Origin of the sequence: Leptospira inadai serovar Lyme str. 10 (assembly GCF_000243675.2) — a bacterium.
In the GTDB taxonomy this organism is placed as follows: Bacteria; Spirochaetota; Leptospiria; order Leptospirales; family Leptospiraceae; genus Leptospira_B; species Leptospira_B inadai.
On sequence record NZ_AHMM02000025.1, the window covers coordinates 523908 to 537737 of the forward strand.

A 13830-nucleotide genomic window follows, 5' to 3' on the forward strand; every position below is an offset into this window, starting at 1 on the left:
AGAAGCTATGAGGAAAAACCTTCCCGTTACGGGTAAAGAAATTCATTTTCCGGCAAATGCCGTTATCATTTCGAGAACGGACCCGAAGGGTAGAATTACCTACGTCTCTAAGGATTTTGCCGAAATCAGCGGTTTTACGGAACGAGAGATGCTGGGAGAGCCGCATAATATCGTTCGACATCCGGACCTGCCCCCTATCATTTACGAAGATTTGTGGAAGACCATACAGTCGGGACGTCCTTGGAACGGAATCGTTAAAAATAGAGCAAAGAACGGCGATCATTATTGGGTAGATGCAACCGTTACTCCGGTCTTTGAAAACGATAAGATTACGAGCTACATGTCCGTCCGCAAGAAAGCGGAAAGGTCGGATATCGAAAAAGCCGATAAGCTTTACCAAAAACTGAATCGTGGCATAAGCTTCGGCTTCAAAATCTCATCTACGGTTCACAATCTACAAGCAAGACTCGGGAATCTAGGTTTAGCGTTCGTGCAATTAAGTCTTGTCATAGTTCCGACAGGTTACCTTTGCTACCGATTTTTTTCCGTCGATCCGTTATTGTCCTTGCTCGCGTTAGGATTGGGATTGCTGGGATCATTTTCGATTTTACGGACGATGTCCAAACAAGGAGCTAAAATTCGCGAAGTTGTGGAAATCGTCAGACAACTCGTAAACGGAAATTTATTAACCGACATATCCAGACAAGAAGGTCGGGAGGATGTGGATAAGATATATACGAATATCCGCTGCTTGTCTATAAGCTTATGGGGACTCCTAGTTCAGATGAAAGAGAATTACGGGAGAAATTTAAATTTATACGAATCCTTGTTTAAATCCCTGGAGAAATTTAGAGGAAGTACGCAAACCCAGGCCGCGTCCGTAGAGGAAACTGCTGCTGCTTCCGAGGAACTTTCAAAGACGATCGAAGAGATAGTAATTACCATAGGCGAGCAGACTCGTAGTCTTTCGAACGTGAATAATAGCATCGGTTCCATTGATTCCTCTTTACGCGAAACTTCTCGTTCGATGGAAGAACTTGCATCTCAGACGGGAGAAGTATCGGGAAGGGCCCATCAAGCGGAGCTTATCTTTAACGAGGCAATTCGTTCGATGGAAGAGATTAAATCCTTCTCGAATCAAATCAATAAAATTGTCGGGATCATAACTAGTATCTCGGAAAGGACGAACTTACTTGCCTTGAATGCATCGATCGAATCGGCGCGAGCGGGTGAAGCGGGGAAAGGTTTTTCGGTCGTCGCGGATGAAATATCGAAACTCGCCGAACAAACGAAACACAGTATCAAAGATATCATCCAGCTAGTAAAAAACACCTCCGTTTCCGTCGAGGAAGGTGCGATAAAGGTAAATCAGTCGGTCGACGTTTTTCGAAAACTTCAGGATTATATAGAAAAGGTTCACTCGTCGGCTTCGCAGGTTCGAGCTCATCTATCCGAACAATCCGGTCGATTGAGAGAGATTCGTATGAGTTCCGACCAAGTGCTCACTCTCGGGAAGATGATGCATAATTCCTCCGAGCAGCAAAAAATATCCGCGGAAGAAATTTCCGCTTCGATGCACATCATATCTAAAAACGCGGAAGAGATCGCCACAACTTCGGAGGATATAAAAGACGTCGTAGACGACGCATTGCATCATTCCGAAAGATTTAAGGGCATTCTTGGTCATTTTAAAACGGAAAAGGAGCTCCCGTAAATTTTCTAAGTTTGCGGGTTTCTTTTTAAAATTTCGATATTGAATTCTTGCAATTCTCATTTCTCGATTTGCCGATAATCGGACTAGGATGGAAAATCGCTTCCTACGTCTTGCGCTTCTGCTGGCAATCGTCGCCACCTTATTGTCGTACTGGAATCATGGATGGGTCTCCTACTTAAAGGATTTTGTGGTATTCATTCACGAAGCGGGTCACGCTACGGCAACGTTACTTACAGGTGGAAGTGTCCAAACCATCGAGCTCCAAGGCGATGAATCCGGACAAACCATTGCCTCTCCGCTTGCAGGAAAAGGCCCGTTCGTATTCGTGGTATCTGCCGGTTATTTAGGGTGTTGCTTAGTCGGCGGATTTTTATTAAATCGAGGTTTCAAAGGCAGACTAGTCAGACCCACGCTTTTGATATTGGGCGGCGCGATTTTACTCTTAACGTTGAAATATACTACGGCCGGAAGTCTCGCGCAAAAGACGGGACTTTCTTGGGGAATATTCGTATTAATCGCGGCTTTTTTACCTTTCGGCTGGGACCGGTTAGTTACGGTTTTTCTCGGCACAAGCGTAACGTTATACAGTCTCTATGATCTTTTAGATTTTACGGAAAATATTCAAAATACCGATGCCGGGATTTTGGCTTACTGGGCTACCGGGTCCGATCCGAAAAATGCAACTCCTAAATCGGTCGTATTCCTGGGATATTTGATTGCTCTCCTTTGGTCTTTTTTTAGCGTATCCATCATATTCTTTTCCTTGAAACGTGCCGTAGTTCCGGTTCGAGATCCGAACTTGGAAGAATTTTTACCCGGGTCTTCGATGCCGGGTGAAGATAATAAGGAATCTCCTTTTCCGGGAGAAGTAACGCCGGAAGTCCTGGATTGGTTTTTAAGCCGCGGCTTGGATTTGAACGGAAAACCTTTGTCGCCCGAGTTTAAAGATTTAGAGAAATTAGATGGTTAGTAGAGTTTTAGTCACCGGTGGAGCCGGTTTTATCGGATCTCATCTTTGCGAGAGGTTGATCAACCAGGGTCATGAAGTTATCTGCCTAGATAACTTTCATACGGGTCGAAAAGAGAACGTCGAAAAACTTCTAAGCAACTCGCGCTTCGAATTAATTCGGCATGATATAACGGAACCGATTCGATTAGAAGTGGATAAGATTTATAACTTTGCTTGTCCGGCAAGTCCCGTGCATTACCAATCCAACGCGATCAAAACCATCAAGACGAACGTTCTAGGAACAATGAACGCGCTAGGCATAGCAAAGCGGGTAAAAGCGAGAATTCTGCAAGCCTCGACCAGCGAAGTTTACGGAAATCCGTTGGAACATCCGCAAAAAGAATCGTATTGGGGGAATGTTAACCCGATCGGAATTCGAAGTTGCTACGACGAAGGTAAGAGAGTGGCGGAAACTCTTTGCTTCGACTATCATCGAAATCATAAGGTCGACATTCGAGTCATTCGAATTTTTAATACGTATGGCCCTAGAATGCTCCCCGATGATGGCCGGGTTGTGAGCAACTTTGTCGTGCAAGCCTTGGCAGGCCGGGATATCACCATCTACGGAGACGGATCTCAAACTAGATCTTTTTGCTATGTAGATGATTTGGTGGAAGGCATAATTAAAATGATGGACGCGCCGGATTTTATCGGTCCTGTCAATCTTGGCAATGATGGCGAATTTACCGTAAAGGAATTAGCAGAATTGGTGATTCAGGAAATAGGATCCTCGTCCAAAATCGTGTACAAACCTCTGCCCCAAGACGATCCATCGCGTCGAAGGCCGGATCTAAGTCTCGCTAGACAAAAACTGGGATATGAACCGAAAGTCTCGTTAAAAGACGGAATCCGGAAAACAGTCGAGTATTTCAAAAATCACTTGGATTAATCGTTCACCGGGAAAATCTGGACGTACTTTTCCCGAATTACAGGGAATTGAACCGAAAAACTTTATTTTCGAGCAGGCTGTATGAATATCGGAGTACTAAAAGAAGCGAAGGAAGAAACCCGGGTAGCGGTAACCCCAGACGTCGTTGATGCCCTCAAAAAAATAGGGGCTTCTATTCTCGTTGAAAAGGGAGCCGGAGAATCATCTTACTTTTCAGACGAAGATTATAAAAAAGCCGGAGCAACGATCGTTTCTCGTCAGGATATCCTCAAGAAATCGGACATCGTAACAAGCATTCATTTAGCGGACGCGTCCACGCTTTCTAAACTTAAGAAAGACGGAATCTATCTGGGAATGTTCCAGCCGGCAGTGAATCCGCAAGTAGTAAAAAAATTGGCATCTCAGCAGGTTACTCTGATTAGTTTGGATGCGATTGCTCGTATAACAAGAGCGCAATCCATGGATGTTCTCTCTTCGCAAGCCACCGTCTCAGGCTATAAAGCGGTCTTACTCGCGGCGACACATCTCACCAGGTTCTTCCCGATGTTGACGACTGCGGCCGGAACGATTACACCGGCATCGGTTTTGATCATTGGCGCAGGAGTCGCAGGCCTTCAAGCCATAGCTACCTCGAGAAGATTAGGCGCCGTAGTGGACGTATTCGATACTCGCCCGGAAGTGAAAGAGCAAGTTCAGTCGCTGGGCGCAAAATTCGTCGAAGTAGAAGGCGCTCGTCATTCCGCGGCAGCAGGCGGATACGCCGTCGAACAAACGGAAGAATACAAAAAGAAGCAGCAAGAAGCGATCGATAAGTTTGCAGGAAAGGCGGACGCTATCATTACGACGGCACTTATTCCGGGGCGCAAGGCACCGGTTCTTATTACGAAAAAAATAGTGGAAAGAATGAAAGCCGGTTCGGTGATCGTAGACTTAGCGTCCAGTATGGGTGGAAACTGCGAATATACCCAGCACGGTAAAACGGTTCTGACCAAGAACGGAGTCTCCGTAATAGGACATCTTAATTTACCCGGTTCTCTTCCCGGCGATGCGTCAAGAATGTTTGCTAAGAATATTCTTAATTTCTTAAAGCTGCTACTTAAAGAAAAGAAGATAAACTTAGACTTAAACGACGAGATTCTTTCTTCGACTACGATTACGTTTAACGGAGAAATTCGTCATAAGCTGACTCAGGATGCTTTAGGTTCCGGTAAACAGGGAAATAAGGCTCCTGCCAAGAAGAAGACCCAAAAAGCCGAATCCACTCCCGATTAGCCAACCTCCGAGCACATCGCTCGGAAAGTGATGCAGGGATAGTAATCTTCCTATCCCTGCTAACAGGCTTAATAATAAAAACCACTCCGGAAAACCGAATAAGAATACCAGCAAAATTACCGCAGCCATCGAATTGGATGCATGGGCCGAAGGAAACGAATGTTTCATGTCCGGATTTTCATCGATTTTACCTACGACCGTTATCAAAGGTCTTTTCCGCGAGATAACTTTCTTCAAAAATAAAACGAATCGATCGTTTGCATAGGCCACTAAACCGGTATAGGGAAGTACGATCCACCCTGGATGCGGAAGAATGCCTATCCACGTCGCGTATGCAAGATATGGAGCGATGATTAAAAGCATCATTTCACCGCGATTGACCCGCGATAAAATACGGTTAAGCCAAGGATAATGGAGTCTTTCGCGAATAAATTTGGCTGCGACGTAATCCGCTCTTCCCAATATTCCTTTTATCTTGGCGACTTCCTTAACCAAGTAAGGAATCCTTTAGTTTCGAAGAGAGATCGTTACGGGAGATAAGAAGCTGCTCTCCGGATCGTAAATCTTTGAGCTGCACATCTCCCTTGGCGATTTCGGATTCGCCGAGAAAGATAACGTATCGATACCCTTTTTTCTCCGCAGTCTGAATCTGTTTTCCGATCTTGCCTGCCTCGAGCATAGTTTCCACCTTAATGCCTTCCTTACGAAGTAGGTCCGCTAACTTTAAGACTTCGGGAAAGAGGAGTTCCTCCATGACCGGAATAAAAACCGTATCATTCCTATTTAAATTCGGAACAAGATTGTGACCTTCTAGGAAGCTCTTAAATGTAACATCTCCGAGTCCAAAACCGATTCCGGTTAGTTGATCATTGGAAAAAAGGCCGATTAGATTATCGTATCTTCCGCCGCCGTAGAGGGATCTTCGATTTTCCGGATTCGTATCAAAGACTTCGAAAATACATCCCGTATAATAGTCGAAACCTCTAATAATGGAAGGATCGAAGATGATTTGTTTTTCGATTCCAAGAACTTTTAGATCATCAAATAGTTTCCGCACGAATCCAAGAGCTTCCAGGTCAATTCCATTAAAATTCTCTAAACTATCTACGGTGCTCTCCAGATAGGAGTAAATCAACGGTAATTGTTTGTTCGGATCGGTCAATAAAGGCTTAATTTCTTCTTCGAATGCTTCCCGAGAAATTTTCGCTTTTTTATCCAAAAGCTTCGAAACGGCCTGGCTCTTTTCTTTCGGTAGGGAGAGCGATTTGCCCAAAAACGAGTCTAAGATTCCTCGGTGCGATACTTTTATTTGATAACTACCCGCGGGGGCTCCGAAGCGCTTCAAAATCGAATCGGCGATCAGAAGGACTTCCACTTCGGCTCTGTACGAGGCTACTCCGAAAAGATCGACATTTAGTTGCCAATGTTCCCTTAATCTTCCCTTACCCGGCTGTTCGTATCTCCAAAGATTCGGAATGGAAAACCAGCGGATCGGTTTAGCGAGATTTCTGACCTGCCCGGCCACCATCCTAGCTAGAGTAGGCGTCATTTCCGGTCGAATCGCGACGTGTCTATCTCCCTTATCCGTAAAATCGTAAAGTTGTCTTTGAACGATTTCTTCGCCGCTCTTGGCCTTATAAAGGTCGAATGATTCTAAAATAGGGCCGTCATATTCCTGATATCCGAAAGATAAGACGACCTCCCGCATAACCGAAAACATCCAGTTGCGGAAGTGCATATCTTCCGGATAAAAGTCTCTCGTGCCCTTATAAGGGGCTGTAGGTAAAAAGGATTTTTGTTTTTCCAAGGCGCTTAAAGGCTCTTAACGAAGCTTAGATTCTTCTTTAATAGAGTCATATTCGCCTTTGCATCGTTGGAGCCAACTATTTCTGCACCAACCAGATAAATTTCCCCCAGCTGAGAAATATGTCGGATTTTAAAAGCGAACCTAAGTGGGGCCTGCATTTTGAAGGTTAAGTCCGCCGTAAAGAAAGGTTTGTGCAGAAAAGACTCCACTAACTGGGATTCAGTGACTTCTAGAAGAATCCCTCCTTCGGAAGCGTTTACCACGTTTTGTCGAATGTCTAAATCCAGAGTGTTCGAGTCTTCGATTCGGCTATTGAAAGTCCGTTCAAGTTCGCTGTATTTCTTCAAAATGGCAGGATCTAGCACGGCTTCCTTGGAATCTGCGTATCCAAAAGCCACTAATTTGTTGTCTAGTGAATCTTTGTAAAATATGGGAACTACGACGAACGATTTTACTTTGCCAAGTCTATAGGCCTTGATTCTATCTTCGAGAATCATTTCTTCTTCCAGTTCCTGCTTTAAGTTAAGGATTTCGAAATCGTCGAACGAATCTATAGCCGGTTGTTCAAGAGAAATGGCGTCGGAAATAAAGATCGCCTTACCGGTTCTTTTTACCAATTCCTGTTCCGGGGTTAATTCTCGACCGGCTTGGAAAATCAGACGCGATCCGGGAAAACCGGAGAGAATATTACGGTGTAAATCGGTCAGCAGTATTTGACCGGAAGTTCCTAACACTTTGGTGGAATCCTGTTCTTTCTTTAGCGTATGGAATCTATGTGCGACTACTTTACCAGCTAGGCCTTCGATTCTCGCAGAAACTCTTCCATCCTTTGCGATTTTTACGTATTCAGGTGTGCAGATCGCTATGCCGCTTTCTTCATGAACGGTTTCGACTTTAAAGCCGATCTCCATGTGTTTACTCAGAGTTTTATAAACGGTAATTTCATCCTCGTGATTAACGAAATTCGGATCGATTCGCAAATGAATTTTGCCGTCGGGAGAATGCTGAAGAATCTGTAGCTCTTGTTTCAACGGATTTTCCTTCAGGAATAGGCCGTTATTATGTACGTATTCCTTAATGATGTAAGCTACCTTGGTAGGATCCGTTACTTTATCCCAAACCCTCGGCGATTGTAGGAAGGATCGATATTCGACTTCCATCGGTTCTCCTTAGAGCTTCCGGAAGTCCACTCTTCTATTTTTGGCCCTACCTTGTTCGGTCGAGTTATCTTCATCCGGTCTGGAATACCAGTAAGCTCGGGTTTTCAATCGGCTTGCTTGTATACCTTTTGTCCGGACATAGTCGTAGACATTCCGCGCTCGTTTTCCGCTTAAACGCGTGTTGTATTCTTTGGAGGCGATATTATCGGTATGGCCCCCGATTTCTACCTTATCCGACGGATTCTTTTTCAGGTAATCTACAAGTAGATCTAATTGCTTCCGATGTCCGTCAGTCAGATTCGTCTTATTGAATTCAAAGTAGAGTTTCATACCTAGAACAACCGGAACATCGGATTCTTGCTTTAACGCGATAGAAATTATTGACCCGTCTTTAGCGTTCGCTTTAAGCACGTTGACACTTTCGGAAATATATTTCTCAGCCTTGGCGAATATTTCAAAATCCGTGTCAGGAATCGAAGGAAGATGGAAATTTTTTTCCTCGTTGTTGTATTTTAACACTTCTCCTTGGCGATTCTTCGGTGTAAACACTGTAGCGCTTGCTCCAGGAATCGGTTCTTTAGTCGCAGCATCGACTACGACCACCTTCATTCCCTTAAATTTTTTGGTTCCATCGGAAGTCTGAGGCTGCGTTTTACCTTTCTCTTCGTCTTTGATAGGAAGCAGGACATAAGTTTTATAAATTTTCTTTCCCCGCTCGATATTTCCACGCAGATCCAATCTGTCTTCTGTCGGATAAAAGCCGGGAGAAGATATTTCTACTTTGTAGACACGTCCGGTCTTTAGAACCGTTTTGAAGTTTGAAGGAGTTCCTATTGAAAGGTCGCCGCCGATTCGTTTAGAAGTGATGGTTCGATTCGGTCCGATTGAATCCGAAATTTTTATCGTTGCGTCGAGGCCGATCATAGTGGCCTCCGAACCGTCCAAAACTAATCCTTCGAAACTTACATCGTACGAATTGCGAAGAGACTCGGGTACTTGAAATCTATAGATATCGTACTGACCCTGACCTCCGATTCTGTTCGAAGAAATATACGCCCAAATTCCTTCCCGATCGAAGGAAATTCCTTCGGAATCGATTCCTTCATTTATGTCGAGATTGAAAGGAAACGGCAGTTTCTCAAGGCTTCCGGTATCGGGAACAGGGTAAGGAAGCGAAGTTTTGGAAACGGAGGTTTTATCTTCCTCATCTTCCGTATCCGGAGCGGAAGGTAGATTTAAGAAAATACGAAACAGTGAAAACTTTTTTCGTTCATTTTCCCGATTGGTCGAAAAGTAAAGCTGCTCTCCATCAGGATGTATGTATGGTAGGATCTCGCTGGATTTTGAATTTATGGTTCCACCCATATTTATGGGAGAAGACCAAGATCCGTTCGATAAATTTCGATAGCTCACCCATAAATCGTATTCACCGTAACCTCCCGGTCTATCGGAAGCGAAAATAAGAAATCTTCCGTCAGGAGAAATTGCAGGCATCTTGTCGTTAAAGTTGGAATTGATTTCGGGAACTGGGATCGGGTCGATCCATAGTTTGGTCTTTTCGTCCCTCTTCGTATAATAGATATTTAATGAATCGTAGCCGGATCTATCGGCTTTTTCGTTTTTGACGGACGTGAAGAAAATTTCCGACGGATTGCCGAAATCATCAAATCGGATCGAGATGCCTCCCTCGAATTTATCCGTATTTAAAAGTTTGGCCGGTTTTTCTCCGGCGGGTAATTCCTTCTTATTTTTTTCCCAAATGTCCTGATTTAAATTTACCGGTTTCCGCCAATCGGCCTCCCCATCTCTGCTTTTATAATTCGCATTTTCCGCTAACCATAAATCCATTTCCCCTTCGCCTCCGGGGCGATTGGATTGAAATACTAGATATCGACCGTCGGGACTGATGATGGGATTGTATTCATCGTTTTGTGTGTTTAAAGGCGGGCCAAACGGTCGTTCCGCTAGGGGAGGCAACGGTTGCGCCTCGGCCTGTCCGGAGAAAGAGAAGCTGACTCCGAGCAAGAGAAAAACCGTAAGGAAATATAGGAATCTTACGTTCGTTTTTTGATTATAAAATTGCATAAGGTTTATTCTCGTAGTCGGAAAATCCCTGGATTTTCCTTTTCACAAATATAGTATCGGAAGGAAACCGGCAGGGATCAATATGGAAACTCTAAGCAAGAATCCACGGAACGGAAGGGAGAATCGACCGGATTTTCCTCCGAAGCCTTTGATTTTCGGTGTTCTGAACATTACTTCCGATTCATTTTCGGATGGGGGCAGGTATCTCGACTCCGATCAGGCAATCGAAAAAGCTTTGTCTTTAGTGCAGGAGGGGGCCGACGTCATCGATATCGGGGCTCAATCCTCTAACGTGAAGGCCGGTTGGGTGGACCCTCAGACCGAATGGGAACGAATGGAGAAGGTGCTTCGAGAATTGAAAGCTAGGAAAATTCCTATCTCCGTAGATACTTTCAAGCCGGAAGTCATGCGTAAGGCCATTTCTTTCGGAGTGGAATATATAAATAATATTCGAGGTTTCTCGGATGAAGAAAGCCTGAACGTATTGCACGAATCTAGGCAGCTTCCGACGAAATTCATTTTAATGTATTCGCATGACCGCGGCCAAAAAGCGGCGCCCGAGTCCCGCCTTTTGCCGGAGTCCGTCTTATCCGAGATTTTTTCCTTCTTCCGCGAACGCAAGAACCGACTAACCGATTTGAACTTTCCTGAAGATAGAATTATTTTCGATCCGGGAATGGGTTTTTTTCTTAGTCCCGATCCTAACGTAAGTTTTGCAGTTCTTGCGTCCGTGGAAAAATTTATGCAAGAGTTTCCGCAACTAATGGTATCGGTAACTCGAAAATCCTTTTTAGGGAATGCATTAGGAGGAATTCCCGTGGACGATCGGGAGGTTCCTACTGCGGTTTGCGAACTGTATCTTTGGCTAAAAAAAGTCCCGATCATCCGAACTCATGCTCCCTTGAATTTAATAAGAGCGATACATATTTGGAAATTATCCAACGGAGAATTTTAGCGGCCCCAAATGTTTCGATCTGCGGCTTCCTTCCCTTCCGGAGTCGTAGTCGGTAAAAAGTCTTCCTGTGAAATTTGTAAACCTAGGGCTCTCAATTTTTTAAAATAGGGGACTAAAGGAGTAAGATCGGCTTTCGGGTTTTTGGAAAGTAAGCAGGTCTTCCATAAATCCAAGAAACGGATATTTTCTCTTTCATTGTCCGGAACTTTCCCTATCCACACTAGGGCCTCGTCGTATCTCTTTTTTTCGGAATATGCATGGGCAAGGTAATATTCCAAATCCGGGATTCTCTCGCCGGTTCGTACTAAACTTAAACCGAAGACGATCGCTTCATCCCATTTTTCTAAATTATTCGCCATCTGAAGCATCAAACCGCGCGCGTTCTTATGATAAGGGCTTAGCTGGAGGATTTTTTCCAGGTAAAAATAACTCTTAGGCCAATCTTGTTTTCGAAAAAAATAATCCGCAAGTCCGTTCCAGGCATGAACTTCCTGACCCGGAATGTTAGAGAGGGCATCCCAGTAGATAACTAATTCATCCTCTCTTCGGTACTCCTCGAGAATTTTTTCCACCTTACTTCGATTTGTCGGAGAGGCGGCTTTGAGGTATCCTGACAAGAAAGCTTTGCATTCAGAGATATCGTCCACGAGATAATAGAGGCGGATCAAATTTAAAACGGGAACGGGATCCGAAGGAGCGAGCTTATGTGCTTCGGAAAATTCGATTTCCGCATCATCCAAAAGCGAATTTTTGGCTAAGAGAATTCCGAGATTATTTCTGTCGTTGGCTAACGAGGCTTTTCCTCTTTGGGATTTAGCTTCCCAAGGATTCCTGATCGAATCCACGATTTCTCGAGGAAATAGTTGCGAGGAAAGATAGACAAACCCGGAGTCGTTTTCCAAAGTTTCCGCGTAACGAATCGGATAAAGACAGGAACATACAAGAATGATAAAAGGAAATAGGACTAGCGAAAAGCTAGGACGCTTCCGAGGCTTGATTCTCTTCCAAATTCTTTTGAGCATAGAGTAAGTACTTTAAAGCGCGTTCGGTATCTCCATGAAAAAGATACATCAAGGAAAGATCAAGCGCGTCCTGAGCTTCCGGTGCTTCGAAGTCTTCCGGGTTCTCTTTCGAGAGGACTAATTTATCTTTAAATTCGTTCAGTTTTTTTCGAGTCAAAGACTCCAAATTATCGAAGAATATTTTTTCCTCGGGTTTCGGTTTTTCCTTAGCCTCCTTGATCGAGTTTGAGAATTTTACGAACCCTTGCGCGGTCGTGGTGACTTTTTTAAGAGTTTCGAATGATTGTTTAAAATTACCCAGCTTCACGTGTATTTCAGTAAGTAGAATTTCCATTCGAGGATCATCCGGCTGCACTGCCAGGGCCGAGTGGGCGGCGTCCAAAGCTTCTTCCCATCGCTCCGTATCGAAATAGATCGTAGCCAATGCGGACAGGGCGGTCCTATTCTTCGGATCGATTTTTAAAGCGTTCTTTAAATATAGTTCGGATTTCTCCGGGCGTTCGAGCTGTTTATAACAGTAGGCTAGCAGAAGATGGGAATTTAAGTATCGTTTGTTCAGTTCTAGGGAATTCTTCAGCGCCTTTATCGCCGCCTCTAAACTATTGAGGCGATAAAATTCTACGCCAAGGTTGTAGTAAAGTTCGGTCGTTTTTCCAAGTTCGAGGGCTTTCTGGTAAGTCCGAATGGCAGTTTCTGAATCTCCCATCCGAGAATAAAGAGCGCCTAAGTTTAAGTATGCTTTTTGAAAGCCCGGTTCCAGCTGCAATATTTCGCCATAGACTTTTACGGCTTGAGAGATTTTTCCCTGTTTTTCCAGCTGTAGAGCTAGATTGAATTTCTTCCTGGATTCCGCTTCCGCCATACCTAGGAGTATCGACGGCGACCTAGAATTACGCAATCGGAAAAAGTCTTTATGTGATTTCCCGTTTCTTCCGAAAAGTAAAAGGAAAGAATCTCGACTGAGGTCATAAAATGAAACGATTTTCCGCAATCGTCGCACTAACCGCAATTACGGCCTGCGCATCCGTAGAACCAAGACGAAACATCAGCGCGTCAGGAGATCCGTCGGAAATTTTCTTCGAAAAGGAAATTGCGCCGATGGATCAGGAATCCAAGAAAGATATGGCTTTGGCTCAAAATTCGGCCGGTGCCAAGCAACGCAGCTTGGACGATTTACTCGCAGATAATAAACCTGTAAAAGCGACTCTACCTGCCAAAAAATCCTCCGAAGGGGATTTTGATGAAATCGGATATTCTTCCTGGTACGGACCGAAATTTCACGGAAAGCCAACGGCCAGCGGAGAGACGTTTGATAAAACGAAACTTACTGCGGCCCACCCGAGTTTACCTCTCGGTTCGGTCGTAAAAGTAAAAAACCTAGAGAACGATAAGGAAGTTTTGGTACGCGTCAACGATAGAGGACCTTTTGCAAAAGATAGGATCATAGATTTATCCGAGAAGGCCGCCGAGACGCTAGATTTTAAAGACGTCGGCATTGCCCGAGTCGGACTTAAAGTTGTCAGCAAGGGTGGAAAAGACGAATCCGAAGATTTAGAAAACGCCGAGGATGAAGAAGCTCTTTTAAACGAATCGAAACCCGAAAAACTCACGCCGAAAAAGACCGTCGTTACCCCGGCTCCGTTGGTAAAAGGTGCCCCCAAGGGTCAAACGGTTCAGGTAGGAGTTTTTCGCAACAATCAGCTGGCGGAGAATTATCGTAAAAATCTTTCGGCAGAATACGGTGAAAAAGTATATCTGTTTGAAAGAGACGGTATGTTCGTTTTGCAAATGGGCGATTTTACCGATAAAGCCAAGGCGGCCGTTTTAAAAACAAAATTGAAAGAAGATGGAGTGGATTGTTTTATTCCGCAAAAATAATCCAAAGCAATTGCCGACCTCTATCGAGAAAAACGCCTC

The 13830-nt window shown here is 44.4% G+C and carries 12 protein-coding genes; 6 read left to right on the plus strand and 6 right to left on the minus strand.

Annotated features, from left to right (window positions below; genetic code table 11):
• The first annotated feature begins 7 nt into the window (after positions 1-7).
• From LEP1GSC047_RS18170 to LEP1GSC047_RS18185, 4 genes are all read left to right on the plus strand, one after another.
• Positions 8-1714 (plus strand): methyl-accepting chemotaxis protein, encoded by a 1707-nt coding sequence (locus LEP1GSC047_RS18170; RefSeq protein ID WP_010416408.1) that lies wholly within the window; start codon positions 8-10, stop codon positions 1712-1714.
• 88 nt (positions 1715-1802) lie between these two features.
• Positions 1803-2684 (plus strand): M50 family metallopeptidase, encoded by an 882-nt coding sequence (locus tag LEP1GSC047_RS18175; RefSeq protein WP_010416407.1) that lies wholly within the window; start codon positions 1803-1805, stop codon positions 2682-2684.
• A complete protein-coding gene (locus LEP1GSC047_RS18180) occupies positions 2677-3612 on the plus strand; it encodes a UDP-glucuronic acid decarboxylase family protein (protein ID WP_010416406.1) in 936 nt (311 codons plus the stop codon). Before LEP1GSC047_RS18175 ends, LEP1GSC047_RS18180 begins: the two co-directional genes overlap by 8 nt.
• An 81-nt stretch (positions 3613-3693) precedes the next feature.
• The gene (locus LEP1GSC047_RS18185; RefSeq protein WP_010416405.1) at positions 3694-4884 is read left to right on the plus strand and encodes a Re/Si-specific NAD(P)(+) transhydrogenase subunit alpha; all 1191 of its coding nucleotides are present in this window, start codon (positions 3694-3696) and stop codon (positions 4882-4884) included.
• Here LEP1GSC047_RS18185 and LEP1GSC047_RS21415 read toward each other — a convergent pair.
• Genes LEP1GSC047_RS21415 through LEP1GSC047_RS18200 form a run of 4 tightly spaced genes read right to left on the minus strand, consistent with a single transcriptional unit; the run spans position 4810 to position 9936 of the window.
• Positions 4810-5358: a phosphatase PAP2 family protein gene (locus tag LEP1GSC047_RS21415; RefSeq protein ID WP_162141863.1), complete on the minus strand. Its 549-nt coding sequence runs from the start codon at positions 5356-5358 to the stop codon at positions 4810-4812. The two genes, LEP1GSC047_RS18185 and LEP1GSC047_RS21415, sit on opposite strands and share 75 nt — an antisense overlap.
• Before the next feature lie 13 nt (positions 5359-5371).
• Complete coding sequence (gene hisS, locus LEP1GSC047_RS18190) at positions 5372-6691, minus strand: histidine--tRNA ligase (protein WP_039935494.1); 1320 nt, start codon at positions 6689-6691, stop codon at positions 5372-5374.
• A gap of 5 nt (positions 6692-6696) precedes the next feature.
• Positions 6697-7851 carry a DUF1577 domain-containing protein gene (locus tag LEP1GSC047_RS18195; protein ID WP_010416400.1) on the minus strand — a complete coding sequence of 385 codons (1155 nt, stop codon included), beginning with the start codon at positions 7849-7851 and terminating at the stop codon, positions 6697-6699.
• Between the two features lie 9 nt (positions 7852-7860).
• On the minus strand, positions 7861-9936 hold the full coding sequence (locus LEP1GSC047_RS18200) for an OmpA family protein (protein WP_010416398.1): 2076 nt from the start codon (positions 9934-9936) through the stop codon (positions 7861-7863).
• 82 nt (positions 9937-10018) lie between these two features.
• On the opposite strand from LEP1GSC047_RS18200, the gene folP reads away from it, so the two are divergent.
• Positions 10019-10891 (plus strand): dihydropteroate synthase, encoded by an 873-nt coding sequence (folP, locus tag LEP1GSC047_RS18205; RefSeq protein ID WP_010416396.1) that lies wholly within the window; start codon positions 10019-10021, stop codon positions 10889-10891.
• Here folP and LEP1GSC047_RS18210 read toward each other — a convergent pair.
• Both LEP1GSC047_RS18210 and LEP1GSC047_RS18215 read right to left on the minus strand, forming a co-directional pair.
• On the minus strand, positions 10888-11793 hold the full coding sequence (locus LEP1GSC047_RS18210; RefSeq protein ID WP_020989024.1) for a tetratricopeptide repeat protein: 906 nt from the start codon (positions 11791-11793) through the stop codon (positions 10888-10890). The two genes, folP and LEP1GSC047_RS18210, sit on opposite strands and share 4 nt — an antisense overlap.
• A 73-nt stretch (positions 11794-11866) precedes the next feature.
• Positions 11867-12775 (minus strand): tetratricopeptide repeat protein, encoded by a 909-nt coding sequence (locus tag LEP1GSC047_RS18215; protein ID WP_010416393.1) that lies wholly within the window; start codon positions 12773-12775, stop codon positions 11867-11869.
• 110 nt (positions 12776-12885) lie between these two features.
• Here LEP1GSC047_RS18215 and mpl36 point away from each other — a divergent pair, with 110 nt between their 5' ends.
• On the plus strand, positions 12886-13791 hold the full coding sequence (mpl36, locus tag LEP1GSC047_RS18220; RefSeq protein ID WP_010416391.1) for an RlpA family plasminogen-binding lipoprotein MPL36: 906 nt from the start codon (positions 12886-12888) through the stop codon (positions 13789-13791).
• Positions 13792-13830 lie beyond the last annotated feature (39 nt).

Excerpts from the sequence above, each read along its gene's own strand:
- LEP1GSC047_RS18170 (WP_010416408.1), top strand. The coding sequence starts at position 8 with ATGAGGAAAAACCTTCCCGTTACGGGTAAAGAAATTCATTTTCCGGCA.
- LEP1GSC047_RS18175 (WP_010416407.1), top strand. The coding sequence starts at position 1,803 with ATGGAAAATCGCTTCCTACGTCTTGCGCTTCTGCTGGCAATCGTCGCC.
- LEP1GSC047_RS18180 (WP_010416406.1), top strand. The coding sequence starts at position 2,677 with ATGGTTAGTAGAGTTTTAGTCACCGGTGGAGCCGGTTTTATCGGATCT.
- LEP1GSC047_RS18185 (WP_010416405.1), top strand. The coding sequence starts at position 3,694 with ATGAATATCGGAGTACTAAAAGAAGCGAAGGAAGAAACCCGGGTAGCG.
- LEP1GSC047_RS18195 (WP_010416400.1), bottom strand. The coding sequence starts at position 7,851 with ATGGAAGTCGAATATCGATCCTTCCTACAATCGCCGAGGGTTTGGGAT.
- LEP1GSC047_RS18200 (WP_010416398.1), bottom strand. The coding sequence starts at position 9,936 with ATGCAATTTTATAATCAAAAAACGAACGTAAGATTCCTATATTTCCTT.
- folP (WP_010416396.1), top strand. The coding sequence starts at position 10,019 with ATGGAAACTCTAAGCAAGAATCCACGGAACGGAAGGGAGAATCGACCG.
- LEP1GSC047_RS18215 (WP_010416393.1), bottom strand. The coding sequence starts at position 12,775 with ATGGCGGAAGCGGAATCCAGGAAGAAATTCAATCTAGCTCTACAGCTG.
- mpl36 (WP_010416391.1), top strand. The coding sequence starts at position 12,886 with ATGAAACGATTTTCCGCAATCGTCGCACTAACCGCAATTACGGCCTGC.